The 26,923-nt window shown below is 69.8% G+C and carries 18 protein-coding genes; 14 read left to right on the top strand and 4 right to left on the bottom strand.

The window, feature by feature from the left end:
• Positions 1-75: 75 nt before the first annotated feature.
• From ACLJK8_RS10435 to ACLJK8_RS10420, 4 genes are read left to right on the top strand one after another with little or no spacing between them, the layout of a single operon-like run.
• Positions 76-636, top strand: coding sequence for a GNAT family N-acetyltransferase (locus ACLJK8_RS10435; RefSeq protein WP_413150180.1), 561 nt, complete (start codon positions 76-78; stop codon positions 634-636).
• Positions 633-1,673, top strand: a complete 1,041-nt coding sequence (gene obgE / locus ACLJK8_RS10430) for a GTPase ObgE (RefSeq protein WP_413150179.1) — start codon at positions 633-635, stop codon at positions 1,671-1,673. The genes ACLJK8_RS10435 and obgE overlap by 4 nt, the downstream gene beginning before the upstream one ends.
• Positions 1,661-2,863: a glutamate 5-kinase gene (gene proB, locus ACLJK8_RS10425; RefSeq protein WP_413150177.1), complete on the top strand. Its 1,203-nt coding sequence runs from the start codon at positions 1,661-1,663 to the stop codon at positions 2,861-2,863. The genes obgE and proB overlap by 13 nt, the downstream gene beginning before the upstream one ends.
• 21 nt (positions 2,864-2,884) lie before the next feature.
• Positions 2,885-4,150 (top strand): glutamate-5-semialdehyde dehydrogenase, encoded by a 1,266-nt coding sequence (locus ACLJK8_RS10420; protein WP_413150176.1) that lies wholly within the window; start codon positions 2,885-2,887, stop codon positions 4,148-4,150.
• Positions 4,151-4,280: 130 nt separating this feature from the next.
• On the opposite strand, the gene ACLJK8_RS10415 is transcribed toward ACLJK8_RS10420, so the two are convergent.
• On the bottom strand, positions 4,281-4,838 hold the full coding sequence (locus ACLJK8_RS10415; protein ID WP_413150174.1) for a YcbK family protein: 558 nt from the start codon (positions 4,836-4,838) through the stop codon (positions 4,281-4,283).
• 284 nt (positions 4,839-5,122) lie between these two features.
• Between ACLJK8_RS10415 and ACLJK8_RS10410 the strand changes: the two genes are divergently transcribed.
• The 4 genes from ACLJK8_RS10410 (at position 5,123) to ACLJK8_RS10395 (ending at position 9,860) form a co-directional block, all read left to right on the top strand.
• Positions 5,123-7,165 carry a L,D-transpeptidase family protein gene (locus ACLJK8_RS10410; RefSeq protein ID WP_413150172.1) on the top strand — a complete coding sequence of 681 codons (2,043 nt, stop codon included), beginning with the start codon at positions 5,123-5,125 and terminating at the stop codon, positions 7,163-7,165.
• 88 nt (positions 7,166-7,253) lie between these two features.
• On the top strand, positions 7,254-8,339 hold the full coding sequence (gene lpxD / locus ACLJK8_RS10405) for a UDP-3-O-(3-hydroxymyristoyl)glucosamine N-acyltransferase (RefSeq protein ID WP_413150170.1): 1,086 nt from the start codon (positions 7,254-7,256) through the stop codon (positions 8,337-8,339).
• A gap of 34 nt (positions 8,340-8,373) precedes the next feature.
• Complete coding sequence (locus ACLJK8_RS10400) at positions 8,374-8,649, top strand: acyl carrier protein (protein WP_413150169.1); 276 nt, start codon at positions 8,374-8,376, stop codon at positions 8,647-8,649.
• Between the two features lie 2 nt (positions 8,650-8,651).
• A complete protein-coding gene (locus tag ACLJK8_RS10395) occupies positions 8,652-9,860 on the top strand; it encodes a beta-ketoacyl-[acyl-carrier-protein] synthase family protein (protein ID WP_413150168.1) in 1,209 nt (402 codons plus the stop codon).
• A gap of 92 nt (positions 9,861-9,952) precedes the next feature.
• On the opposite strand, the gene ACLJK8_RS10390 is transcribed toward ACLJK8_RS10395, so the two are convergent.
• Positions 9,953-10,690: an invasion associated locus B family protein gene (locus ACLJK8_RS10390; protein WP_413150167.1), complete on the bottom strand. Its 738-nt coding sequence runs from the start codon at positions 10,688-10,690 to the stop codon at positions 9,953-9,955.
• A 189-nt stretch (positions 10,691-10,879) separates the two neighbouring features.
• Between ACLJK8_RS10390 and ACLJK8_RS10385 the strand changes: the two genes are divergently transcribed.
• Together ACLJK8_RS10385 and ACLJK8_RS10380 are read left to right on the top strand one after the other, a co-directional pair.
• The gene (locus ACLJK8_RS10385) at positions 10,880-12,427 is read left to right on the top strand and encodes a helicase HerA-like domain-containing protein (protein WP_413150246.1); all 1,548 of its coding nucleotides are present in this window, start codon (positions 10,880-10,882) and stop codon (positions 12,425-12,427) included.
• A 75-nt stretch (positions 12,428-12,502) separates the two neighbouring features.
• A complete protein-coding gene (locus ACLJK8_RS10380) occupies positions 12,503-15,778 on the top strand; it encodes a GH36-type glycosyl hydrolase domain-containing protein (protein ID WP_413150166.1) in 3,276 nt (1,091 codons plus the stop codon).
• 8 nt (positions 15,779-15,786) lie between these two features.
• Here the strand turns inward: ACLJK8_RS10380 and ACLJK8_RS10375 are convergent, their stop codons facing one another.
• On the bottom strand, positions 15,787-17,079 hold the full coding sequence (locus tag ACLJK8_RS10375) for a glucoamylase family protein (RefSeq protein ID WP_413150165.1): 1,293 nt from the start codon (positions 17,077-17,079) through the stop codon (positions 15,787-15,789).
• Positions 17,080-17,282: 203 nt separating this feature from the next.
• On the opposite strand from ACLJK8_RS10375, the gene ACLJK8_RS10370 reads away from it, so the two are divergent.
• The 4 genes from ACLJK8_RS10370 to ACLJK8_RS10355 all read left to right on the top strand — a co-directional run bounded on the left by ACLJK8_RS10370 (position 17,283) and on the right by ACLJK8_RS10355 (position 24,966).
• Positions 17,283-19,532 carry a glycoside hydrolase family 3 C-terminal domain-containing protein gene (locus ACLJK8_RS10370; RefSeq protein ID WP_413150163.1) on the top strand — a complete coding sequence of 750 codons (2,250 nt, stop codon included), beginning with the start codon at positions 17,283-17,285 and terminating at the stop codon, positions 19,530-19,532.
• 138 nt (positions 19,533-19,670) lie between these two features.
• Positions 19,671-21,443, top strand: a complete 1,773-nt coding sequence (locus tag ACLJK8_RS10365) for an ABC transporter ATP-binding protein/permease (RefSeq protein ID WP_413150162.1) — start codon at positions 19,671-19,673, stop codon at positions 21,441-21,443.
• Between the two features lie 360 nt (positions 21,444-21,803).
• Positions 21,804-23,882, top strand: coding sequence for a TerB N-terminal domain-containing protein (locus ACLJK8_RS10360; protein WP_413150161.1), 2,079 nt, complete (start codon positions 21,804-21,806; stop codon positions 23,880-23,882).
• Positions 23,883-24,030: 148 nt separating this feature from the next.
• The gene (locus tag ACLJK8_RS10355) at positions 24,031-24,966 is read left to right on the top strand and encodes an acetamidase/formamidase family protein (protein WP_413150160.1); all 936 of its coding nucleotides are present in this window, start codon (positions 24,031-24,033) and stop codon (positions 24,964-24,966) included.
• A gap of 28 nt (positions 24,967-24,994) precedes the next feature.
• Here ACLJK8_RS10355 and ACLJK8_RS10350 read toward each other — a convergent pair whose 3' ends face one another.
• Positions 24,995-26,455 (bottom strand): mannose-1-phosphate guanylyltransferase/mannose-6-phosphate isomerase, encoded by a 1,461-nt coding sequence (locus tag ACLJK8_RS10350; protein ID WP_413150158.1) that lies wholly within the window; start codon positions 26,453-26,455, stop codon positions 24,995-24,997.
• Between the last annotated feature and the right edge of the window lie 468 nt (positions 26,456-26,923).

Below are 26,923 nucleotides of genomic sequence, written 5' to 3'. Positions count from 1 at the left end.
GTCCCAGGGGCAGAATATCTCCCAGAAGGCCGGCGGAGACGCCGGCCTTCTGCTTTTCGGATCGGGGTTTCCGTCATGTCCGAGATCACGCTGCATCAGGATGACCTCGCCACCGCCCGGCTCCGGCTCCGGCGGCTCCGGCCGGCCGATGCCGCGCTGATCAGCCTCTATGCGAGCGACGCGCGGGTGGCGAAGATGACGACCGGTGTCCCGCATCCCTATCCGCCCGGCCTCGCCGACGCCTTCATCGAGCGGGTGCGCCGCCGCGAGGGCCGCGAGCTGGTCTGGGCGATCGACAGCGGCGCCGACGAGGAGAACGGCCTGATCGGGACGAGCGCGATCAAGGTGCTCGGCGACGGCACGGCGGAGCTCGGCTACTGGATCGCGCCCGCCTTCTGGGGCGCGGGCTACGCCTCCGAGGCGGTGCACGCGATCGTGGACTTCGCCGACGCGGCCGGGATTCCGGTTCTGGTCGCGCAGGTCTTTCAGGACAACGAACGCGCGGCGCGGGCGCTGACACGGGCGGGATTCGCCTGGCTCGGCGCGGGAGAGGCGCATTCGGTCGCGCGCGCGGCGATGGTGCCCACCTTCCGCTATCGCCGCGAGGCGGGCAGTTTCGTAGGAGGCGGGCGGTGAAGTTCCTCGATCTGGCCCGCGTACATCTCCGTTCCGGCTCGGGCGGGCAGGGTTGCGTCAGCTTCCGGCGGGAGAAGTTCATCGAATTCGGCGGTCCCGACGGCGGCGATGGCGGCGCGGGCGGCGATGTCTGGGCCGAGGCGGTGGAGGGGCTCAACACCCTGATCGACTACCGCTACCAGCAGCATTTCTTCGCGAAGAACGGCCAGCACGGCATGGGCGCGCAGCGCACCGGCAAGAGCGCCGAGGATGTCGTGCTGAAGGTTCCGGTCGGGACCGAGATCCTGGAGGAGGATGGCGAGACGCTGATCGCCGATCTGACCCATGTCGGCCAGCGGGTGCTGCTTGGGAAGGGCGGCAATGGCGGCTGGGGCAACCTCCGGTTCAAGACCTCGACCAATCAGGCGCCCCGGCTCGCCAATCCCGGGCAGGAGGGCGTCGAGCGCACCATCTGGCTGCGGCTGAAGCTCATCGCCGACGCGGGGCTCGTCGGACTGCCGAACGCGGGCAAGTCCACCTTTCTCGCCGCGACCTCGAATGCGAAGCCGAAGATCGCCGATTATCCCTTCACGACGCTTCACCCGAACCTCGGCGTGGTGAGCGTCGATGGCGCGGAATTCGTGCTCGCCGACATTCCGGGGCTGATCGAGGGGGCGCATGAGGGCAAGGGGCTCGGCGATCTGTTCCTCGGCCATGTCGAACGCTGCGCGGTGCTGCTGCATCTCCTCGACGGAACCTCGGAGACGCTGGTCGAGGATTACCGGGTGATCATCGAGGAGCTGGAGCTTTACGGCGAGGGGCTGGCGCGGAAGCCGCGGATCACCGCGCTCAACAAGGTGGACGCCCTCGATCCGGAAGCCCGCGACGCGGCGCTCGACGCGCTGGGTGAGGCGAGCGGCGGCCAGAAGATATTCGCGCTCTCCGGGGCGAGCGGCGAAGGCGTCACCGAGATCCTCCGCGCGCTCCGCGCCATCATTCATGAGAGCCGCGCCATCACGGAGGATGCGCGGCGGGAGCGTGCGCCGTGGACTCCCTGACGCGGCCCGGGACCATGGCTGGAAGCAACGCCGGGACCGTCACGGGTGCGAGGCTCGCCGGAGACACGGCGGGTTCCGGCTCCGCCGAGCGGCTCGCGCGCGCCAGGCGCGTGGTGGTCAAGATCGGATCGGCGCTGCTCGTCTCGCAGGAGACCGGCGGGCTCCGGATGAAATGGGTCGAAGGGCTCGCCGCCGATGTCGCCGACCTGCGCCGACGCGGTAAGCAGGTGATCCTCGTGTCCTCCGGCTCGATCGCGCTCGGCCGCCGTGTCCTCGGCCTGCCGGCGACCGCGCTGTCGCTCGAACAGAGCCAGGCGGCGGCGGCGGTGGGGCAGATCCGGCTCGCCCAGGCCTATGAGACGGTGCTGGCGCCGCATGGCATCACCACGGCGCAGATCCTCGTCACGCTCGAGGACAGCGAGCGGCGCCGGCGCTATCTCAACTCGCGCCGCACGCTCGGCACGCTCTTGGAACTCGGTGTCGTGCCGATCGTGAACGAGAACGACACGGTCGCGACCGACGAGATCCGCTACGGCGACAATGACCGCCTCGCCGCGCAGGTCGCGAGCATGGCGAGCGCCGATCACCTCCTGCTGCTCTCGGACGTGGACGGACTCTATACCGCCAATCCGCGCGACGACGCCTCGGCGCGGCGGTTCGAGGTGGTCGAGCGCATCACGCCCGCGATCGAGGCGATGGCGGGCGGGACCGGCTCGGCGCTGTCGAAGGGCGGGATGAAGACCAAGCTTCTGGCGGCCCGTGTGGCGACGCGGGCGGGCTGCGCGATGTCGATCAGCCTCGGCGCCATCGACCGGCCGATCCGGGCGCTGGAGGAGGGGGCGAACTGCACCTGGTTCGAGCCCGTGGGCGACCCGCGCGCGGCGCGCAAGCGCTGGATTCTAGGCATGAAGCCGAAGGGGCGGCTCACCATCGACGCGGGCGCGCTCGCGGCGCTCGAACGGGGCAAGTCACTGCTGCCGGCGGGCGTGCGCGCGATCGACGGCGGCTTCTTGCGCGGCGATCCGGTCGAGATCGCCGGGCCGGACGGCGAGGTGGTTGCGAAGGCGCTCGCGGGCTATGATTCGGATGAGGCCCGGCGCATCATGGGCCATCGGTCCAACAGGATCGCGGAACTGCTCGGCTATCCGGGCCGGGCGGCGCTCGTTCACCGCGACGACATGGCGCTCTGACGCGCGAAGGGGAGAGACGACATGGACGGGACCTTCGGCGTCAAGGCCGAGATGCGGGAGATCGGGATCGCGGCGCGCGCCGCCTCCCGCGAGCTCGCCTATGCGTCTTCCGAGCAGAAGGACATGGCGCTCAGCGCCGCCGCTCAGGCGATCTGGGACCGGCGCGAGGAGATTCTCACCGCGAACGCCGCCGATATGGCGGATGCGCGGGCGAAGGGCCTGTCGGGCGCGATGCTCGACCGGCTCGAACTCGACGAGGAGCGCATCCGCGGCATGGTCGACGGGCTCCGCGCCATCGCCGCGCAGCCCGATCCGGTCGGCGCCGTGCTCACCGAATGGGACCGGCCGAACGGCCTGCGCATCCGCCGGGTACGCACACCGATCGGCGTGATCGGCGTCATCTTCGAGAGCCGGCCCAATGTGACCGCGGACGCGGGCGCGCTCTGCCTCAAGGCCGGCAACGCCGCGATCCTGCGCGGCGGCTCCGAGAGTTTCCGCACGTCGCAGGTCATTCATGCCTGCCTCGTCCAGGGGCTGGAGGCCGCGAACCTGACGGCGGCCAGCATCCAGATCGTGCCCACGCGCGACCGTGAGGCGGTGGGCGAGATGCTTGGAATGGTCGAACATATCGACGTCATCGTGCCCCGCGGCGGCAAGAGCCTCGTCGGCCGCGTCCAGGCCGAGGCGCGCGTGCCGGTCTTCGCGCATCTCGAAGGCATCGTGCATGTCTATGTCGACAAGGCCGCCGATCTCGCCAAGGCGCGCAAGGTCATCCTGAACGCGAAAACCCGGCGCACCGGCATCTGCGGCGCGGCGGAATGCCTGCTGATCGACCGCGCCTTCTTCGAGGCCGAGGGCGCGCCCTTCATCGCGGATCTCATCGGCGCCGGGGTCGAGGTCCGGGGCGACGACGACCTGCAGGCGCTGCCGGGCGTGGTCCCGGCGGGCGAGGATGACTGGGGGCGCGAATATCTCGACAGCATCATCGCGGCCCGGCTGGTCGATGGCGTCGACGGCGCGATCGAGCATATCCGGCGCTTCGGGTCGAATCACACCGATTGCGTGATCACCGAGGACGACGCGGTGGCGGAGCGCTTCTTCCAGCGCCTCGACAGCGCGATTCTCATGCGTAACGCCTCGACACAGTTCGCGGACGGCGGCGAATTCGGCATGGGCGCCGAGATCGGCATCGCCACGGGCAAGCTCCACGCGCGCGGGCCCGTCGGCGCGGAGCAGCTGACGAGCTTCAAATATCTCGTGGAAGGGGACGGCGCCATCCGCGCCTGACCCGCGAGCGCGGTGAACGCGGGCGGGATGAACCGTCCGTTCGGCATCGAGGGCGAACTCGGGGCGGCCCCGAGTTCGCCCGGTTCTCGGCGGGCATCCGGGGAAGCGGGCGGCCTTCACCGCCCCCTGATCAGCCGTTCCAGGTCCGGACCGGGCCGCAGTCGATATGCACGAAGTTCGACCGCCGGTAATAGCCGACGCCGCCGCCGTTGCACCTGAGCGCCGCGCGCTGGATCGTGCGCACGTCGCGGCTCTTCAGCCGGATGTCGGCGGCCATGGCGCGCATGTGGTAGGAATTGCTGGCGGCGCCGCGCAGCATCCGGTTGGTCCGGGGCGTGCGGTAGCCCGAGATCATAAGATACGGCTCGCTCGTCTCCATGAGCGCGAGCGTCGCGGCCAGGTTGTCGATGTTGTTGGGGTCGTAGGCCCGCACCTCGTTCTGGCGCCAGTCCCGCATGAAATAGCTGATCTCGGACATGGCCTCGGGGATGTACTTCCCGTCGACATGGTAGATCGTCTTGATCGATTCGCCGGTACGCTGGCTGTACATGGAGATGGAACGGGTCTTGCCCGCCTTGCGCATGAGCCCCGGAGCGCGCGCGTAGACCGGCGCCGCGGCCACGGTGCATAGTCCTGCGAAAACGCCAAGGATCGCCCGGCGCGACGGTTTGATCTCGTCGATATTCATTTCACTGCCTCGATATGTGCCCGCGGGACATTTTTGACCGTCCCTTGCCTCCGAAGCTGCCATACCGGCGCGAACCTGCCAACCCCGGCGATGCCCGCGCCGAACATAGGCGGAAATCCGCCGATCACTTTTCGTTGCGTACCCGTACCTTACAGGACGTTCTGCACGCGGGCGCCCTTGGAAATCTTGCCTAGGGGCACCGAAGGCGGTTACGCTGGCCTGCAAAACAAGGCCCGGAGGGCGAGCCAGGAAGGCGGGTCCCGGACGGCGAGGCAGGAGCGGAGATGGCTTCAGGACGGAAGGCGCGTGTTCTCGGGGCCCTGCTGCTCGCGGGGCTCGGGTGCGAGGCGGCGATTGCACAGGGAGGCGCACCGGGGGTCGCACCGGGGGTCTCGGAGGGGGCCGCGCAGGTGTCGTCACCGAATCCGGTGGCGGGTGCCTCGACGGAAGTGGTGCTGCCGGATGTGCCCGCGGTCGATGCGAGCGTCGACGAGAGCCTGATCGCGGCTGCGAACACGGCGACCGCGACGGACGCGACGACGGCCACGACGACGAAGCCGACGATGGGCGCCGCCGCGGTGACGCCGGCCGGCGTCACGACGCCTGAGCTGGGCGGCGACGTGACCCATCCCGGAACGGAGCCGACGCAGGTGCCGGTTCCGCCGCTTTCGCCGGAGCAGGCCGCGTTCCGCGACGGAATTCTCGCCGGAACGGCGTCGCTTGGCGATGCCGAGCGCGTGGCGATCGAGGATTTCTATGCGAAGCGGGATTTCACCCCGTACTGGAACACGGCCGATCTCGATACGCTCGTCGCCGCGCTCCGGGCGGCCCCGGCGCAGGCGATGCCGGCCGCGCGCTACGATGCCGAGGGGCTGGCCGGGCTCTTCTCCGCCGCGGGCGAGGCACCGCGCGAGGTCGCGGCGACCCGCGCCTTCCTCGGTTACGCGCGGGATCTCGATTCCGGTGTCCTGACGCCGTCGGCGGTCGATCCGGAGATCGCGATCGCGCCGATCCGGCTCACCCCCGACGCGCTGCTCGGCCGGCTCGCCGCCGCGCCGGTCGGCGAAGTGCTGGCGGAACTGGCGCCGGATTCCCCGGAATACGCCCGGCTGATCGCCGAGAAGGCCCGGCTCGAAACCCTGTTGGCGGAGGACGCCTGGGGCGCCGCGGTCAGCGGCGGGCCGACGCTGCGCGCGGGCGAGACGGGCGCCCGTGTCGGGGAACTGCGGGCGCGGCTGGCCCGGATGGGATACGAGGCTGCCAGACCCACCAGCCCCGAGGACATCCGTTCCGCGGACACCAGTCCCGGTGACGCCAGCGCCGAAGCCACTCCCACCGAGGCGGACAGCCTCGAAGCCGCCGGGGTCGCGCCGGAGACCGCCCCGATGGACGCTGGCTCGGAGCAGATCGCGAGCACGGACCGTTTCGACGCGGCGCTCGAAGCCGAGGTCAGGGCCTTCCAGCGCGACCACGGGCTCAACGACGATGGCGTCGTGGGCCAGCATACGCTCGTCCAGATCAACGCCTCGCCCCGCGATCGCCTCGGGCAGGTGGTGGTCAACCTCGAACGGCTGCGCTGGCTCAATCACGATCTCGGGCCGCGCTACGTCATGGTGAACATTCCCGACTACAGCGCCCGGGTCTACGAGAACGGAACTCCGGTCTGGACCACGAAGACGGTGGTCGGCGAAGCGCGCGAGACCCGGACGACCGAATTCTCCGAGGTCATGAGCTACATGGTCGTGAACCCGACCTGGAATGTGCCGAGCAGCATCGCCAAGCGCGACCTGGTGCCGCGGCTCCGCCGCGATCCCGGCGTTCTGGCGCGGTCCAACATGCAGCTCATGACCCGGTCGGGCACGGTAATCGATCCGCGGCTCATCGACTGGGCGTCGCTGGGCGACAGTTTCCCGTTCCGCATCCGGCAGATCCCGAGCGACGGCAACGCGCTCGGCAAGGTCAAGTTCATGTTCCCGAACGTGCATGCGATCTACATGCACGACACGCCGCACCGCGAGTATTTCGCCCGCGACGCGCGCGCCTATTCGAACGGCTGCATCCGGGTCCAGGACCCCGACGGCTTCGCCCGGCTCCTGCTGCGGGATCAGGTCAGCGATCCGGAGGCGGCCTTCGACGGCTGGGTCGCGGCCGGGTCGGAGAAGACGGTGAAGCTCACGCATCCGATCGCGGTCAACATCGTCTACCGCACGGTTTTCGTCGATGACGGCGGGGCGATCCGCTACCGCGACGACGTCTATGGCCGGGATCGGGCGGTGCTGACCGCGCTGGAGGCGGCGGGTCTCGACTTCCCGGCGGCGGAAGGATGATTGACCGGACAGCGTTCGGCGATAGTGTCGGTCGCGGGGCATCGCGCGACGAAGGGCCGCGGGCGCGTTCGCGCGAAGGGGGGAAGGCATGATCTCGGTCGGTGAACTGGCACGCGCGCTGGGGGCGGAGGCGCTCGGCGACGGGAGTGTACCGCTCGATGGCGCGGCGGAGCCCGACAAGGCCGGCCCCAGCCAGATCGCCCTCGCCATGAGCCCGGCCTTCGCCGAGGGCTTACGCCTCGGCGCCGCGCGCGCCGCCGTCCTCTGGCCCGGCGCGGACTGGGAGGCGCTGGGGCTCGAGGCCGCGATCGTGGCGCCGCGCGCGCGCTACCTGATGGCGGGCGTGACCCACGCCTTCGACATCGCACCCCGGATCGCGGCGGGCATCCATCCGACCGCGGTCATCGACCCTTCGGCCGAGATCGGCGAGGGCGCGGCGATCGGGCCCTTCGTGGTGATCGGGGAGAACGCCCGAGTCGGCCCGAACGCCCGGATCTTCGCCCATGTGACCATCGCCGAGGACGCTGTGATCGGTCCCGACGCGCTGATCCAGACCGGCGTCAGGATCGGCGCCCGGGTGCGGATCGGGGCGCGGTTCATCGCGCAGCCGGGCGCGGTCATCGGCGCGGACGGCTTCTCCTTCGTCACGCCCACCCCCGGCAATGTCGAGGAAGCCCGCGCGGTCGGCGCGATCAGCGCCAAGGCGCAGGAGAGCTATGTCCGGATCAACTCGCTGGGCTCGGTCACGATCGGCGACGACGTGGAGGTCGGCGCCAATTCCTGCGTGGATCGCGGCACGATCGCCGACACGCTCGTCGGCGACGGGACCAAGATCGACAATCTGGTGCAGATCGGCCACAACGTGAAGGTCGGCCGGACCTGCCTCATCTGCGGTCATGTCGCGGTGGGCGGCTCGACCGTGATCGAGGACCGCGTGGTGCTCGGCGGCGCGGCGGCGGTGGCCGATCACCTGACGATCGGCGCCAACTCAGTCGTCACCGGCAATTCCGGCGTTGCCTCCAACGTGCCGCCGAACCGGATCATGATGGGCTATCCCGCGGTGCCGATGGAGGCGAATGTCGAGATGTACAAGGCGCTCCGGCGGCTCCCGAGGGTCCTCACGCGCCTTTCGCAGGGGCAAAAACAGGTTTCAAAGTCCGGGGAGACCGATTAGAGGTTCGGCTCGGATCCCGAGCGATGGAGGCAGCATGTCCGAGGACGTAAAGGACGCAGTCAGAGACAAGGTGATCTCCATTCTCGCCGAACAGGCCGTTCTCGAGCCGGGCGAGGTCAGGATGGACGCGACCCTCGCCGACCTCGGCATCGACTCGCTCGGCCTCGTGGAGGCGGTGTTCGCGATCGAGGAGACCTTCGACATCCAGGTGCCGTTCAATGCGAACGACCCGAAGGCCTCGGAATTCGACATCAGCAGCGTCGAGACGATGGTTCGCGCCGTGGAGAAGCTGATCGACGCGAACGCCTGAGCATGCGTCGGGTTGTCATCACCGGGCAGGGGGCCTTCTGCGCGCTCGGCGACGGCGCCGCGGCGACCGGGGCGGCGATGCGCGAGGGACGCTCCGGGATCGGCGAACTTCACTTCGCCGATGTCGACCGGCTCGCGATCCGGATCGGCGCGCAGATCAGGGGCTATGACCCCGAGCGGTATTTCCCGCGGCAGGCCCTGACGCTTTACGACCCGTTCACGCAATACGCGCTGATCGCCGCGCGCGAGGCGCTTTCGGCCTCCGGGCTCGAAATCGGCGAGGAACTGGCGGAACGGACCGGGGTGGTGCTCGGCACCGCCGGCGGCGGGCTCCAGACCCAGGACGAGAATTACCGCGACGTCTTCGAGCGCGGCAAGAACCGGGTGCATCCCTTCGTCGTGCCGCGGCTGATGATGAACGCCGCCGCCAGCCATGTCTCGATGGTCCATGACCTGCGGGGGCCGACATTCGCCGTCGCCACCGCCTGCGCCTCGTCGAACCATGCGATGGGCCAGGCATTCGGGCTGATCCGCTCGGGCCAGGCCCGGGTCGTGCTGACCGGCGGCAGCGACAGCATGCTCTGTTTCGGCGGCATCAAGGCCTGGGAAGGGCTGCGGGTGATGTCGAAGGACGGTTGCCGGCCCTTCTCGGCGAACCGGAACGGCATGGTGCAGGGCGAGGGGGCGGCGATCTTCGTCTTCGAGGACTACGAGCACGCCCGGGCGCGCGGCGCCGAGATCCTCGCGGAAGTCGCGGGCTTCTGCATGACCTCCGACGCCTCCGATATCGTCACGCCGAACCAGCAAGGGGCGGAACGGGCGATGCGCGGGGCCTTGCGCGACGCGGGCCTGCCGCCCGAGACCATCGGCTATGTGAACGCGCACGGGACCGGCACGACCGTCAACGACCGCACCGAATGCGCGGCGATCCGCGCCGTCTTCGGCGCCCATGCCGACCGGCTGATGGTGTCTTCGACCAAATCGATGCACGGCCATATCATGGGCGGCACCGGCGCGGTCGAGCTTCTCGCCTGCGTAATGGCGCTCCGCGAGGGCGTGATCGCGCCCACGATCAACTACGACGCGCCAGATCCCGATTGCGATCTCGATGTGGTGCCGAATGTGGCGCGCGAGGCGCGTCCCGACGCCGTGATGAGCAACGCCTTCGCCTTCGGCGGGCTGAACGCGGTGCTGGTGCTGCGGCGCGTCTGACTTGCGTTGGCTCGTTCCAGGTCGTGCTGGCTGCGAGCGCGGTGAGGGTCGGGGGCGCCTGCTTCGCGCAGTTGCTCCCGACCCGCCGGGGTCTAGTTGTTGCTCGGGGCGAGCGACGGCATCGTCGGCGCCGGGGCGGCCCGCGGTGTGGCCGGGGTCGTGGGGATCGGCGCGCCGGCAGGCGGGTCGAGCGAGTCATAGGCGGCGGTGAACCCCGTCAGGGACAGGTTCAGAGTGACCGGGCGGTCTGGCTGCGTGACGGAGACGAGCGAGAGTCTGCCTGAACTGCCGCGTTTGAACGCGTCGATCGTATCTTCGGTCATTACGAAACGGGCGAAGCAGCCGATCTGGGTGCACCAGCTGAACGGATATTGCCGTGCCGGGTTAGTGTCGACCTGAAGCGCGACACCGGTGGTCAGCAGCGTGCCGAGCGGGCTCACCACCGTGGCGCCCGCGGTTGCTTCGCCGCCGACAGGCAGCTTCTGGAAGCTCACCTCGGCGACCGGGTTGTTCGCCTCGTCGAGCGCGAGCTGGTACATGTAACACTCGTTGATCTCAGGGGCGCAGCGCACCTGCCAGTCGCCGAAGGTTTCGCGCACGATCTCCCGCGGCTCGGCGGCGGCCGGGTCCCCGGTCGAAGGTTGGGCCTGCCCCTCCGGCGCCGGAGCGGGCGGCGTCTCGGGGGTCGTCGCCGCGGGGGGCGCCGCCTCCGGAGCCGGCGTTTCGGGGGCTCCCTCGGCCGCGGGCGGAGTCTCCTGGGACAGCGCGGGGCCGGCGAGGCCGAGACCAAGGGCCGCGGCCAGAATCAGGCGTTGTGCGTCGAACGACATGGTCTGCTCGCATCCTTCCGTAAGATTGCGAGCGGCTTGTCACTCATCGCCGCGCAAGTCAACGCCGCGACGATAAAGCGCGTGTGTCCGCCGAACCCGCGAGAGGCGTTCGGGGCGGAGCGGGTCGGAGACGATTGCCCTTCCCTCGGCCACGCGCCATATTTTTCCCGCGAGCAACTGGTGGAGACGATGGACGAAAACCGGATACTGGTTGGCGGCGCGGGCGAGGGCTACGCCGATCCGCGCGAGCTTCTCCTGCGTTACGCGAACCGCCACGGACTTGTCGCCGGCGCGACCGGGACGGGCAAGACCGTCACGCTTCAGGTGCTGGCAGAGGGCTTGTCGGCGGCGGGCGTGCCGGTCTTCGTCCAGGACGCCAAGGGCGATGTCTCGGGCCTGTCCCGGCCCGGCGATCCGGCGGGCAAACTCGACGCCGCGCTCCGCGAACGCGCGGAGAAGATCGGTTTCGCCGATTTCGCCTACCGCGGCTATCCGGTGGTCTTCTGGGATCTCTTCGGCGAGGACGGCCATCAGGTCAGGACGACGGTCACGGAGATGGGCCCGCTGCTCCTCTCACGCATCCTCGAACTCTCCGACGCGCAGGAGGGCGTGCTCAACATCGCCTTCCGCGTCGCCGACGAACAGGGCATGGCGCTGCTCGATTTCGATGACCTGACGGCGATGCTGACCTGGCTCTCGGACAATGCCTCCGAGGTCGGGCGGAGCTATGGCAACATCGCCCCCGCCTCGGTCGGGGCGATCCAGCGGGCGCTGCTCGTGCTCGAGAACCAGGGCGCGCGCGCCTTCTTCGGTGAGCCGCATCTCGAGCTCAAGGACCTGATGGCGGTCGATGACGAGGGCATGGGCCGGATCAACGTGCTGATGGCCGACAAGCTCATGCAATCGCCCCGGCTCTACGCGACCTTCCTGCTCTGGCTCCTGTCGGAGCTTTTCGAGCAGCTGCCCGAGGTCGGCGATCCGGACAAGCCGGTCCTCGCCTTCTTCTTCGACGAGGCGCATCTGCTCTTCAAGGACGCGCCGAAGGCCCTGGTCGACAAGGTGGCGCAGGTGGTGCGGCTGATCCGCTCCAAGGGGGTCGGGGTCTATTTTGTCACGCAGAACCCCGACGACGTGCCGCCCGAGGTGCTGGGACAACTCGGCAACCGGGTCCAGCATGCGCTCCGCGCCTTCACGCCGCGCGACCAGAAGGCGCTCAGGCAGGCGGCCGAGACCTTCCGCCCCAACCCCGCCTTCGACACCGAGACCGCGATCAGGGAGGTCGGGACCGGCGAGGCGGTGGTGTCGCTGCTCGAGGAAAAGGGCGTGCCGGCGATGGTGAGCCGCTGCCTGATCCGCCCGCCCCAGTCGCGTCTCGGCCCTGTCACCGGCGCGGAGCGGGCGGAGACGCTCAAGGCCTCGCCGCTCGCCGGGCGCTATGACACCGCGATCAACCGCGAATCCGCCGCGGAGATGCTCGCGGACCGCGCCGATCAGGCGGCGAAGGAGGCCGAGGCGCGGCGCAAGTCCGAGGAGATGGCCGAGCGGATGCTGCGCGAGGCGCAGGAGAAGAGCGCCAGGGCGCCAAGGGAGACGGCGTCGCCCGCGCGGGCTGGCACCGCCCGGGCGCGACCCTCGCTCGGGGCGGAGATCGCGACGGCGGTGGTGAAACAGCTCGGCACGCGTCAGGGACAGGCGCTGGTGCGGGGTATCCTCGGCGGCCTGTTCCGGGCGAGATGATCTCCGGGTGGACAGGGCCGGCGGCCGGGATTGGCCGCGCCCCTCGATGACGTTCCAGCGGAACAGGAGACAGCAATGACGCCGCGCGACAGTTTCGACACCCCGCGGGAGGGCGACCTCGGCCTGCGGCGGCTGGCCGGCTCCGCGGGCCTCGCGATCAGCCTGCTGCCCAACGGCTGCCTCTTCGCGATCGAGCACCGGCGCGAGAACGGGCGCACGCTGATCAGCCAGGTCAGGGGCTCGCCGCTCGATGGCGGGATCGGCCGGCTGTTCCTGCGCGTGCTTGGCGCGGGGTCCGCCGTGGTCGAGGCGGTTGGTCCCGGCGCGAAGGTCGAGGTCGGCGCCTCGGCGGATCGTTTCGTCTGGGAGGGCGCCGCCGAGGGCCTGCGCCACCGCGTCTCGCTCCGTGTCCATCCCGCCCGGAACCTCTGGCTCTGGCGCGTGGAGGTGACGAACACGAGCACGATGCCGCTCAGCTGCGATGCGACGCTGGTTCAGGATGTCGGCCTCGGCGAATTCGGCTTCGTCACCGGCAACGAGGCCTTCGCCTCGCAGTACATCGACCATCATGTCGCCCGGCATCCGATCTGGGGCCCGGTGGTGATGAGCCGCCAGAACCTCGCGCAACGCGGCGCGCACCCCTGGGTCGCTCAGGGCTGTCTCGAGGGCGCCGCCGGTTTCGCCACCGACGCGGGCCAGCTTCTCGGACCGCGCTTCCGTGACGAGGGGCGGATCGATCCGGACCGGCCGCTCCCGGGCGAGCGGCTCCAGCATGAGGTCGCCTGTCCGATGCTGCGCTCGCGGACCGAGACCCTCAAGCCGGGCGAGGCGACGGCCTGGACCTTCTTCGGCTTCTTCGAACCGGATCATCCCGAGGCCTCCGGCGACGCCGATCTCGGGCGGCTCGTGGGGATCTCCGAGGCCGCGGCCGATCCGGCGCCACCGCCGGTGACGCTCGCGGCGCCCGTCCGGAGCCTGCTCCGGGACGCCGCCCCACTCGCAGGCGATCCGCTCGACGCCGCGGATCTCGCCGCGCGCCATCCCGACCGGATGCTGGAGGAAAACGAGGAGGGTCGCCTGCTCTCGTTCTTCGTCCCGGACGGCGGGGCGAACCGCCATGTCGTGCTGCGCGAGAAGGAAAAGACGCTCCGCCGGCGCCACGGCGCGATCCCGCGGACGGGGCAGGGGATGCTGCTCGACGAGACGACGATGTGCATCACCGCCTGGATGCACGGCGTCTTCGCCTCGCTGCTCTCGATCGGCAACACCTCGTTCCACCGGCTCTTCTCCGCGTCGCGTGATCCCTACAACATCACCCGCTCGGGCGGGCTTCGCATCCTGGTCGAAACCGGCGAGGGCTGGCGGCTGCTTGGCGAGCCATCGCTCTTCGAGATGGGGCTGAGCGACTGCCGCTGGATCTATCGCCTCGGCGCGGACACGGTGACGGTCGACGCCGTGGCCTCGGGCGCCGATCCGGCGATGCAGTGGCGCGTCACCGTCGAGGGGGCGGCGCGGCGCTTCATCGTCTTCGGCGGGCTCGCGCTCGGCGATCGGGAGTTCGACCATGCCGGCCGGGTCGAGATCGACGCGGAGCGGCGGCGGATCGCCTTCCGCCCCGATCCGGCCTCGCTCTGGGGCCAGCGCTATCCCGAGGCGGTCTATCACCTCGTCACATCGACGCCCGGCGAGGTCGAGGCGATCGGGGGCGACGAACTGCTTCATCCCGATGGGGAACGGCGGTCCTGCGGGCATGTGGCGCTCAGGACTTCGCCGACGCGCGATCTCGCCTTCGCGGTCGTGGGCGCGCTGGCCGATCCCGATGCCGCCGAACGCCTCGCCACGAAATACGCCGCCGGGGTAGCGGAGGCCGAGGGTCTCGCCGCCGCGGCCGCCTATTGGCGCGGTGTCACCCGTGACCTCCGGCTGAGCGGGGAGGCGGAGGAACTGGCGGCGGTGAACGCGGCCCTGCCCTGGTTCACGCAGAATGCGATGGTGCATCTCACCGTGCCGCACGGGCTCGAACAATCGGGCGGCGCCGCCTGGGGCACCCGCGATGTCTGCCAGGGGCCGGTCGAACTGCTGCTCGCGCTCGATCACGACGCGACGGTGAAGGAGATCCTCCGGATCGTCTTCGCGCAGCAGAACGAGACCGAAGGCGACTGGCCACAGTGGTTCATGCTCGAACCTTACGGGACGATCCGCGACCGGCACAGCCATGGCGACGTGATCGTCTGGCCGCTGAAGGCGCTCTGCGACTATGTCGAGGCGACGAACGATCTCGCCTTCCTCGACGAGCCCGTGGCCTGGCGGAAGGACGATGCCTCGCCCACGGAGGAAGCGGCCCCGATCTCGGCGCATGTGGAGAAGCTCATCGCCACGGTGCGCGCGCGCTTCATTCCGGGAACCAGCCTTATCCGCTACGGCGAGGGCGACTGGAACGACTCGCTCCAGCCCGTCGATCCGAGGATGCGCGACTGGATGGTCAGCGGCTGGACCGTGGCGCTGCTCTATCAGCAGGTGAACCGCTATGCCGAGGTGCTGACCCGCGCGGGACGCGACGGCGAGGCAGCTGATCTCCATGCGCTCGCCGAGGCGATGCGCGCCGATTTCAACCGCCACCTGATCCGCGACGACACGGTCGCGGGCTATGCGCTCTTCGACGCGGAGGGCGGCGCGCCGGAGCTTCTCCTGCATCCCAGCGACAGCCGGACCGGGCTCCGGTACTCGCTCCTGCCGATGACGCGCGGGATCATCGGCGGGATCTTCACCGAGGCGCAGGCGCGGCACCATCTCGGCGTGATCCGCGAGCATCTGCTGTTTCCCGATGGCGCGCGGCTGATGGAGCAGCCGGTCGGCTATCATGGCGGCATCGAGCGCGTGTTCCGCCGCGCGGAATCCGCCGCCTTCTTCGGGCGCGAGATCGGGCTCATGTATGTCCATGCGCATCTGCGCTACGGCGAGGCGCTGGCGCGGCTCGGTGAGGCGGAGGCGCTTTGGCAGGCGATCGGCGCCGCCAATCCGGTCTCCGTCACCGAATGCGTCGCGAATGCCACGCCACGCCAGCGCAACGCCTATTTCAGCAGCGGCGACGCGGCCTTCGCCGACCGCTATCTCGCCTCCTCGGAATGGCAGCGCGCGCGGGACGGGACCATCCCGGTCGACGGCGGCTGGCGGATCTATTCGAGCGGGCCGGGGCTCTTCATGAACTTGCTGCTCGGCCATGCCCTCGGCATCCGGCGGCGGTTCGGGGAGACGACCGTCAAGCCGGTCCTGCCCGCGCGCCTTGGGCGGATCACGCTGGAGCGCGTGATCGACGGCCGGGCGGAGCGACGGGATATTCTGGCCGATTGATCGGGGCCTCAACTCACGAGGGCGTCGGTCAGATGCGGGCTCGCGAAGCCGAGCCGCCCGAGGCCTGCGCGGACCTCCGGACAACTCATGAAGAGCTTCCACAGGAGGCCGGAGCGGGCGTTCTCGATCATGACGACGATCGGCCCCTGATCGATCGCGAGATGCGAGGGCGCGTACCAGTCCGCGGTCTCGCTGAAGGAATCGATGAAGCCGTAGTCGCTCCAGAGCCGGTCGCCGAGATCGTGGTAGAAATGCTGGAGCGCGCGCATCGACGCCTCGGGCGTATAGGGAAAGGCGCCGAGCGCCGCCGTGGGCGCGATCACGCCCCGGTCGTTGGTCGGCGAATGCCCGTCATAGTGCAGCGGACCATCGCAGGAGGTGAGGCCCCAGCAATCGGCCCCGTAGCCCTTGAAGCCGAGCGGGTTCTCCACGCAATAGGCGCGGTTGACCTCGGCATGGGCGACGTTCTGCTCCCAGTAGTCGGCGTAGCGGTCGCTGAGGCCGCGCGGGTCGATCCCGAGAAACGAGTATTGCGACAGGAAGAGCGGCCCGCCCCAGTCCGGCCCGAGCGGCAGGGTGGTGCCGAGATAGCTCCGCCCGTTGGTGAAATGCCGCCCGTCCGCCCAGCCCCGGTGGTAGATCTCGGGCGAGACCGCGTAGCGCGGCGCGGAAGCTGCCAGGACATAGGTGATCAGGCATTCGCTCCAGCCGCGGATCTCGTGGTTCATGCTCCAGCCGTTGTTCGGGCTCCAGTGCCAGTAGAGCACGTTCCGCCCGCCTTGCGTGTGCCAGCTCCATTCGGCCTCGCGCCAGAGCCAGTCGATCAGCGCGCGCAGCCGGGTTTCGGTCGCGTCCGTTCCGTCGAAGAACTGGCGCGCGCAGAGCAGGCCCATCAGGAGAAACGAGGTCTCGACCAGATCGCCGCCGTCGTCCTTGCGGCTGAAGGGGATGGTCCGTCCGGTCTCGCCATGGAGGAAATGCGGCCAGATGCCATGATAGGCATCGGCCTTCTCCAGGAATTTCGTCATGGTCCAGAGCCGCTCGGCCGCCTCGGCGCGGTCGATCCAGCCGCGCGAGACGCCCGTGATGATCGCCATGACGCCGAAGCCGGAGCCGCCCGTCGTCACCGCCTCGTGCCCGTAGCGGGGCGTGATGTTGCTCCGCTCGCGGGCGAGGCCGGAGACCGGATGCGCGAAATCCCAGAAATACCGGAGCGTCTGGCGCTGGACGAGATCGAGCAGGGCATCGTCGTCCAAATCGGCCCGGTCCGCGGGGTGGCTCGTCCTGGTCCCGATGTTCATGCGTCGCGTCTCCCGTCAGTCCATTCCACGCCAGTTCAGTCATGCCAGTTCAGTCATGCCGGGCGCGTGTGTCCATACCCGTGCCCGGTCCCCGCGGCCCCGACCAGTCTCGCAAAGGCCGACGCCGGGTGGAAGCGCCCTTGTCGTGCTCAGCCTGGAGGTTATCGTCACACGGTATCCTTTCAGAATTCCCGCAGGTAGCGATGACACACCGGACCTTCTCCAAGCCCCCGCATATCACGGACCGCGCCTGGGCGCTCGCGGACGGCATGTCGCTTCGGCAGCTCGCGGGACAGCTGACCTCGATCGACCCCGGCCGCTACCAGGCGCTCGCCGGCGAGGATATCGCGCAGGCCGTGGCGCGGGGCGAGATCGGCGGGTCCGGGCTGGTCGGCGACCGGCTCGGGGAATTGCAGCGGATCGCGGTCGAGAACGGCCATCCGCCGCTCCTGATCAAGGACGACGGGCGCCGGGGCTTCTATCTCGTCGGCCCGTTTCCGCTCTACTGTTTCGACATGGAGCGCGTGCGCCGCGCGCATGAACAGGCGGCGATCGACGCGAACAAGGCCGGCGTGCGGCTGATCCGCATCACCTGCGACTATGCCTTCGCGCAGCGGCAGGGCCGCACGCAGGAGGGCGGCATCATTTCCTGCCCGAAGTTCATGAGCGAGGTGACGCGGGCGAGCACCGAGGGGCTCGCGGCCGAGGACCGCGTGGGGGTGATCCTGAAGCATCTCGGCCCCTATCAGTATACCGCCGGTCCCGACTATACCGCGCTCCCTATTAGCCGGGTGGAGTTCCTCGATACGGTGATGACGCGGTATACGGGCGGTTTCGAGGCGGGCGCGGATGGCGTGATGATGAGTTTCGTGGCGCTCAACGGCGTCCCGGCCCATGCCGATCCGTATCTGCGCGATCTCACCAAGGCGAACGCCGGGCCGGGCGCGATCATCGAATCCGACTACGACGCGATCTACGAGCTTTACGGCGGTTTCGGCTACGCGGCGGGGCCGAAGGAAGCCGCCTACCGCGCCTTCGCCGAGGGGGGCGTGCATATCGACCTCTGCTCGCTCCTCTACCTGCTGCATCTGCCGGAGCTGGTGGAGGAAGGCCGTATCCCGGAAGAGGATCTGATGGTCCGCGCGGCGGAGATGCTCACGCTGAAGGAGCGGCTCGGCCTGCTCGACGATCCGTTTCTCGGCACCGGGCCGGAGCATGAGCAGGCGCTGCTCGCCGGCCCGACGGAGGTCTACCGTGACCTCGCCACCGCCTCGGTCGTGATGCTGCGGCCGACCCGGCCGGACCCTGCCACGCTGCCGATCCCGGAGGATGCGCGGGTCTGCGTGCTGGGGCCGCTCGCGGAGCAGGACCCGGAGGACTGGCTCGGCGCCTATTCGAGCCATGCGTTCCATCGACTCGACCTCGTGACGACGCCGCTCGCCGGGATAAGACGGCACTGGCCGGAGGCGACCTACGCGCGGGGCTGCGACTACGACCGCGACCCCGATCCGGGCGAGACGACGGAGGCGGAGAAACTGGCGCGCGCGGCGAGCCATATCGTCATCTTCCTCGGCGAGCCGCATTCCTGGAGCGGCGAATCCGCCGCGCTGGCCGATCCGCGGCTCCCGTATCCGCAGCGCCGTCTCGTCGAGGAGACGCGCCGCGCCAATCCGGAGGCGAAGCTCATCGTCTTCGTGACCGCGGGCCGCGCGCTCCATATCCCCGCCGGGATCGAGGCGGCGGCGGACGCGATCTTCTGGACCTCGCATCTCGGCACTTTCGCGGGCGATGCGATCGGCGACATCCTCGCCGGCGTCCGCGCGCCGACCGCGCGCCTGTCGCACGGGCTGCCGATCGGCGACGGCATCACCTCGGGTTTCGACTCGCAGCGCGAGCGCATCGACCGCCCGCCGGTGCCGGTGGTGCGCGGTTCGGCCGCGCGGCGGCAGCGCGATCACTGGTGCGCCTACTATCTCGGCCTCGGTGCGCGCTGGCCGGCCGCCTATCATTTCGGCGAGGGCTATTCCTACACGAGCTTTGCGCTCTCGGACTGGGCGCTCGACGGCCAGAGCCTGTCCGCCTCGGGCGATACGCCGCTCACCGCCAGCGTCCGCGTGACCAACACGGGCGAGCGCCGCGGCACCGAGACGGTGCATCTCTACTACCAGGACATGGTCTGCGAGGAGCGGACGCCGCGGCTCCTGGAGCGGCTCGCGCACCGGCAGGTCACGCTCGAGCCCGGCGCCTCGGAGGTGCTGTCCTTCACCGTCGCGGCCGACATGCTGGCGAAACACGGGCGGGAGGCCGCGGGCGGCCGGCGGGTCTGGCCCGATCGCGATCCGGCGGCCAATCCCGACCGGCTGTTCCTCGTCCAGCACGAGGGCCAGGCGCTCGACGCCATCGAGCGCTTCGGCGAGGACCCGCGGGTGCTTTCGTTTACCCTCGTGCCGTAGATCTCCGAGAACCCGGCGGATGCGTTGCCGCGGGAACACGGGCGCCGAAGCATCGACGTGAGAATGCCGACTTGGCCTGTTCCGGCGCGACGACCTGCCCGATAGTGGCCCACTACGCATAGAGGGCAGTGCAGACCCATGCCGAACGCGCCGATCGCCCCCTACGACAACCGAGTGACCCATCAGGTCAGCGTCCTGCTTCGCGCGGTACACCGGACGCCCGGCCGGAACAGCCTCTACCTGCTCGCCGTCATCATCGTCATCGTCATCATCCTGACCGCGGTGATGCAGGTCCGGCTCAATGCGTGGAACCAGCCGTTCTACGACGCGATCGAGCGGCGCGATTTCAACGAGTTCCTCCGGCAGCTCGGCGTGTTCCTGATGATCGCCGCCGCGCTTCTCGTGCTGAACGTGGCCCAGACCGGCTGCAACCAGCTCATCCGGGTCAGGCTTCGCGATCTCGCGACACGCGACCTGCTGAAGAACTGGCTGACGCGCAAGCGGGCGGCGCGCATCAGCCGCGCGGGCGAGATCGGCGTCAATCCCGACCAGCGCATCCAGGCCGACACACAGCATCTGACGGAGCTCTCGGCCGATCTCAGCGTCGGCCTCGTGCAGTCTTCGATCCTGCTCCTGAGCTTCATCGGCGTGCTCTGGATTCTCTCCGAAGGCGTGGTCATCCCGATCGCGGGTCGCGACATGGAGATCCCCGGCTACATGGTCTGGGCCGCGCTCATCTACGCCCTCTCTGGTTCGCTCGTCTCCTGGCGGGTCGGTCGGCGGCTCGTGCCGCTCGGCGCCGAGCGCTACTCCCGCGAGGCCGAGTTCCGCATCGCGCTGGTGCGAAGCTCGGAACGCGCCGAGGGCATCGCGCTCAGCAATGGCGAGGCGGACAGCCTGCGCGGGCTGGAGGCGAGTCTCGCCTCGCTCGTGCGGATGCTGCGGCGGGTCGCCTTCGCGCGCGCGCGCCTCACCTGGGTGACGGCCAGCTACGGCTGGGTCGCGCTGGTCTTTCCGATCGTGGTGGCGGCGCCGGGCTATTTCGCCGGGCGCCTGACCTTCGGCGAATTGATGATGGTGGTCGGCGCGTTCAACCAGGTGCAGCAGTCGCTGCGCTGGTTCGTGGACAATACCGACACCATCGCCGAATGGCGCGCGACGCTCCTGCGCGTCATGAACTTCCGCCAGGCGCTGCTCGACCTCGACCGGGTGGAAGCCTCCGCCGGGCTGATCGAGCGCCGCGAGGGGCCGACCGACCGGTTCGAGCTCGACGCCGTCCGCGTGAAGACGCGACACGGGACCACCTCCCTCGAACTGCCCTGGCTCGAGGTGGGGGAGGGCGAGCGCGTGCTCATCCTCGGCCAGCCCGGCTCGGGGCGCACGAGCTTCTTTCTCGCCATCGCCGGGCTCTGGAACGCCGGCTCCGGCCGGATCGTGGTCCCCCCCGACCGCGAGGTCGCCTATCTGACGCAGCGCCCCTTCCTGCCGATGGGCCCGCTTCGCGAGGCGCTCAGCACCGATGGCCGGATGCCCGGGGACGAGGAACTGCGCGTCGCCCTGCGGCGCGTGGGGCTCGGGAAGATGGAGGACAGTCTCGACAGGGTGGCACGCTGGGAGCATGAGCTCAGTCTCGGCGACCAGGAAAGGCTCGGCTATGCGCGCCTGCTCCTCGGCCGGCCGAAATGGCTGGTCAGCGACGAGGGGCTCGACACCCACGACGAGATCAACCGTGAAATGCTGTTGTCGATCCTCGCGGAGGAACTCCGCGAGACGGCGGTACTCAACATATCGCAACGGCGGACGCCGACCGGGCTCTACGACCGGGTGGTGAAGCTTGTCGCCTCCGCCACCGACATGCCCTCGCCTCCGCCCGACCGCGTGCCGACGCGGGAGAAGGCGCCGGCCGCCTGAGGAGAGTGCCATGTGCCCTGACCCAGCGATGCGAGGAACACGGCCCGCCCCCGAGCGATCGGGCGCGGGCCGGGAGGCGCGGGCAGGCGGGCGCTGGGTCGGGCGGCGCGATGGGCGACGTAGCGGGCGCTGCGATGGGCGGAGGGCCGGGTGGTGGAACGGGCGACTGGGCGGTTGGTCGCCGATCCGCCTATGCTCCACGAAGAAAACCCCGGTGCCTTGGCAACCGGAGGGACAATCGATATGTTCCCGCGATGAAGATTCAGGGCGCGCGCGGGCACAATTGTCACCTATAGATGCTTTCCCGGTTGATTTCAATAGTTTCACTGTGGTGGTTCAACCGTGGCGGAGGAAGTGCCGATGATCGCGTCCTCGATCGTTCTCGCCCTCCTGATCATCGCCTCGGCGGTTTTCCGCCTTCGACGCCGCGGTCCGGCGGCTCCCTCGGTCACGGCGGACGGGGTGAACCCGGCGCCCGAGATCAACGGATGGCTTGAGCGGGGCGAGCCCCTGATGATCGCGGGCCTGCCCGTCGGGGGCATGATCCATGTCGGAACGCCGCCTGCGGAAGGCGTGGCGACCGCTTCCTGGATCGACCCGACGCTGCCCGTGGCGCGGACGCAACCCGATATCGCGGGGCAGGGCCTGCCGGAATGGCCGCGTTACGCCGATCTGTCGCCCGCGGCGCGCAGCGCCTATCTCCGCTGGCTCGCGACGGGCCGCGAGGACCGCGCCTTTGGCATCGGCTATGCGCTGCTCTATTTTCAGGGGCTCGAACGGCGGTTCTTCGTCGATGACGACACCTCCGAAGCAGAGCGCGAGACGATCCTCGACGAAGCCCTCCGCCTCCGGGGCGTTGTCGAGCACAGCCCGATGGCGCGGATCGCGCTCGACCGGTTCATCGATGCGGGCCGGGTGGTGCTCTGCCGTCCCGATCTCGTGGAGCCGCCGGCGGGCGCCGGCGAATTCGGCCTGCCGCTCGCGCTCAAGGTTCCCGTCGGCGCGATGATCATGGACGGGATCACGCTCACCCATGAATGGCTGTTCAGCTGGTGGTCCTGCGATCGTGACCGGAAGCTCAGGACGGCGGCGACCCGGTGCCCGGCCGACTTCCGCGCGCTCTTCGGCCTGCGCTTCGTCGAGCGCTTTCCCGAAGGGCTGCGGGTCCGGCTGCTCTGGAAGGAGCTCCGGCCGGTCTACCGCTCCGCCGCCGGGGCGTTCGAGCATCCGATCGATCTCGACGCCTATGGTGGGCCGTTCCCCGATATCGCCGACTTGCGCGATCCGCCGACCGTGGCACAGGAGATCGCGGATGGCGCGATGGACGAGCTTGAACGGCTGAGCCGGTTTCTCGGGCAGAATCCGGCGGCGCGTGGCTCGATCATCGCCTATGCCTTCCTGCCCGCCGGACTTCGCCCCTACCACGCATCGCGGGAGAGCGAACTCTTCCTCGCCTGGGCGCGGGAGCGCGTCGGCGCGGGCGGCCATGCGCTGCTCGGGGATCTGCTGTTCCGGCTCGACGGCGGACGGGCGGTGCCTTCGGAGCCGGAGCGGCTTGTCGATGTCGCCGACGCGCTGACCCACCTCGGTTTCGGCATCAGTCCCGATCCGCGGAAATCGGCCGGCCCTCTCGACCCGGGCGAGCTCATCACGCTGTCGTCGCTCGGTCATGGCGCGGCGGTCGAACGGGACATCGCCACCGATGCCGATGGCGGGCGGCTCGTCCCGCTTGGAAGCGCGATCGCCCGTGCGATGGCCGCGCCATCGGAGCGGGCGAAACCCGCGGCCGATACCCCGCGCGGAGGAGACACGAGGGGTCGCGGCACGGGGGAGCGCCGAACGGCGGGCCCCGCCGCGCCCGCCGGCGTGGAGTTCCGGGCGCCCGCGGGTGAAGCGCGGCGCGCCAGCGGCATCGTCGGTCTCGACTGGACGGAGGTTCGGCGCCGGATGGAGGCGATCCGGAAGGCGCGTGGCCGGCATCCGGTGAGCCTCGACGGCCCGCCATCGACACCGCCGCCCGGTGCGTCGTCCGACGCGCCATCCGCCACCTCGGCTGGCCCGCGGCCGGCGCGGGCGATCGACCCTTCCCGGCTCGCCGGCCTCGATCCCGCCACCGCGCGGCTCGCCGCCGAACTGGTCCGCAGGGAGCACTGGTCCGAACTGGAGTTCGAAGCCCTGGCGCGCCGGCACAGGGTCGCGCCGGGTGGTGTGTGCCAATCGCTGAACGCCTGGTCCGACAAGAACTTCGGCGAGGCGATCATCGAGAAGGACGGCGATTACGCCGTCAACGCCGCGGTGGTGGACCGGCTCGCGCCCGCGGAGGCTGATGATGGCGCCGGCGGACAGGACCCTCGGGATGAGGATACCTTCGCCTCGACCGGCGCGATCCCGGGGCGGAACCGGGGCCTGTCGGCCTCCGGGCGCCTGACGGGCTGGTGAGACGCGCGGTTCCCGGCTGACGGCGGCGGCCGGCCAGCCGGGCGCGGGGCTGGACAGCTTCGCGCGGGCCATGCGACGATCGGCCCCGGCGTGTCCTTTTCGCGATGCCATGGAGGACCGCCGCGGCAACCGGTCATCGGAGCGCGCGATGCACGATCAGCGATACACGATCCACGCCTGCCGGAAGCACTTCGGCTGGGACAATACGATCGCGCCGGTCGAGACGATCGCGCCGGGCACCACCCTGCGCTTCGAATGCGCCGACGCGGCCAATGGGCATTTCTCGGCCGGGAGCACCGCGGCGGAGATCGCGACCCTCGATGCCGGACAGGTGAATCCGGTGACCGGACCGATTGCGATCGACGGGGCCGAGCCGGGCGACGCGATCAAGGTGACGCTGGGCGATTTCGAGCCCTCGGGGCTCGGCTGGACCGCCAATATCCCGGGGTTCGGCCTGCTCGCGGACCAGTTCACCGAGCCCGCGCTCCACATGTGGCGCTACGAGGCCGGGGCGCCCGCGCTCTATGGGCCGGGGGCGCGTGTTCCGCTCAAGCCTTTCACCGGGACCATCGGGCTCGCGCCGGCTGAGCCGGGGCGGCATTCGATCATCCCGCCGCGCCGTGTCGGCGGCAATCTCGACGTGCGTGACCTCTCGGCCGGCTCCACCCTCTGGCTGCCGGTCGAGGTGGCGGGCGGGCTTTTCTCGGTCGGCGACACGCATGCGGCGCAGGGCGACGGCGAGGTTTGTGGCACCGCGATCGAAAGCGCGATGGCGGTGACGCTTACCTTCGAGCTGGAGAAGGGCGCGAACCTCGCCTTCCCGCGGTTCCGGACGCCGGGGCCGGTGACGCGGCACAATGACGGCGCCGGCTACGACGTGACGATGGGCATCGGCCCCGACCTGATGGCCGGGGCGCGCGACGCGGTCTCAGGCATGATCGACCTCCTCGCCGCGCGGGAGAAGATGAGCCCGGTCGATGCCTACATGCTCTGCTCGGTCGCGGGCGATCTCAGGATCTCCTGCGTCGTGGATGCGCCGAACTGGGTGGTCTCGTTCTACATGCCGCGCGGGATCTTCGGATAGGGGGCGAACCGCCCCCCTTCCGGCGGTTTCAGCCCCGGCCGAAATCGTCCTCGATCCGGATGATGTCGTCTTCCTCGAGATAGGAGCCGGTCTGGACCTCGATGAGTTCGCAGGGGATCTTGCCGGGATTGGCGAGGCGATGGACCGAGCCGAGGGGCAGGTACACGGACTGGTTCTCGTGCACCAGCATCACCTCCGCGTCGCGCGTGACTTCGGCGGTGCCCTTCACGACCACCCAATGCTCGGCGCGGTGGTGATGGCGCTGCAGAGAGAGTTTCGCGCCGGGGGTCACAACGATGCGCTTCACGCGGAAGCGGGCGCCGATGTCCATCGTCTGATACCAGCCCCAGGGCCGGTAGGAGCGGGCCGAGGCGGTCGCCTCGACGCGGCCATCGCGCTCCAGCGCGCTGACGAGCGCCTTCACATCCTGCGTGCGGTCCATCGGGCAGACCAGCACCGCGTCCGGCGTCTCGATCACCGCGAGATTCTCGACGCCGACCGCGCAGACCAGGCGACCGGAGCTGCGGATATAGCTGTCGCGGCTGTCGCGGACCACCACGTCACCCACCGTCGCGACGCCGGTCTCGTCGCGCGGCGAGACCGCCCAGATCTCGCGCCAGTCACCGACATCGGACCAGTCGAAATCGGCGGGCATGACGACCGCGCGCCGGGTCTTTTCCATGACGCCAAAGTCGATGGAGGTCTTCGGCACCTCGACATAGCTGTCGCCGAGGCGGAGCGAGCCGAGATCCATCCCGCCCTCGGCGATCGCGTTCCGCACACCATGCAGCGTCTCGGGCGCGTGGAGGTCGATCTCGCGCAGCGCCGCGCCCGCCTTGAAGCAGAACATGCCGGCATTCCAGAGATAGCCCTCGTTCACCAGCGTCTCGGCGCGTTCGGCGTCCGGCTTCTCGACGAAGGCGCCGACATGGAAGCCGCCCTTCTCGGCGGGAGCGCCGGGCCGGATGTAGCCGTAGCCGGTCGCGGGATTGCGCGGGGTGAGGCCGAAGGTCACGAGGTCGCCGCCGGAGGCCGCCGTGGCCGCCGCCGCCGCCGCCGCCGCGAAGGCCTCAGGATCGGGAATGAGATGATCGGAGGGGAGCAGCAGGCCGATCGCCTCGGTCCCGCCCCGCTCGGCCAGCACGAGCGCGCCGAGCGTCGCCGCTGCGAGCGTGTCGCGTCCCTCGGGCTCCAGCACCAGTTCGATCCCGACGCGGACGGCCGCGGCCTGCTCGGCCGCGATGAAACGCCCGCCGACGCTGGTGATCACGATCGGCGCGGCGAAGATCGGATTGGCCGCGAGCCGGCGCAGCGTCTCCTGAAACGGCGACTCGGCGCCCAGCACCGGCGCGTGCTGCTTGGCATAGTCGCGCCGCGACATCGGCCAGAGCCGCGTCCCCGACCCGCCGCAGAGCACGATCGGTACGATCGCGCCGTCTCCGATGGGCGCGGCCGGTTGAGGCGAGAGGGCTACGTCGAATCGGGTCATTGAAACATCCTTTTCCGCCGGGCGGGACATTGCCCTGACCGGCCGCTCGTCCTCGGACCCGGGACGACCCGGGAGCGGAGGGGTGGTGAAACGGGGCGGGTACCCGCGTGGGGTCCCGATCGCTCCGGACATGGCGCCGGGGTCCGAGGACGAGCGGCCGGTCATCGGTTTCGTTCCGTGTCGGATCGAGGGGAGCCGGTCCGTCGTGACCGCCGGAACTCCGCGTATCGCGGTTCCGATCGCGCGAGCGGGCGACACCCGGGGCGAATGATTCGCACTCATGACGTTGTTGTACTCGGGAAACAGAAACATGCCACGGTCGTCTCCGCGCGGTCCGCCCCGGAGAGATGCCGGTGAAGCACAAGCCGGGGCGGCGCCATGCGCGGTCGCGATAGTCGGAAAAGCCGCCCTGACTGTCAACGCGCTTTTGTCCGTCGGGCCGACCGTCAGTGACCGAGGGGGTTTCGC

Source organism: Amaricoccus sp. W119, from assembly GCF_047275745.1.
Lineage (GTDB): Bacteria > Pseudomonadota > Alphaproteobacteria > Rhodobacterales > Rhodobacteraceae > Amaricoccus.
Note: the sequence above shows the minus strand (reverse complement) of the source record. Positions and strands in the feature narration are given on the sequence as shown.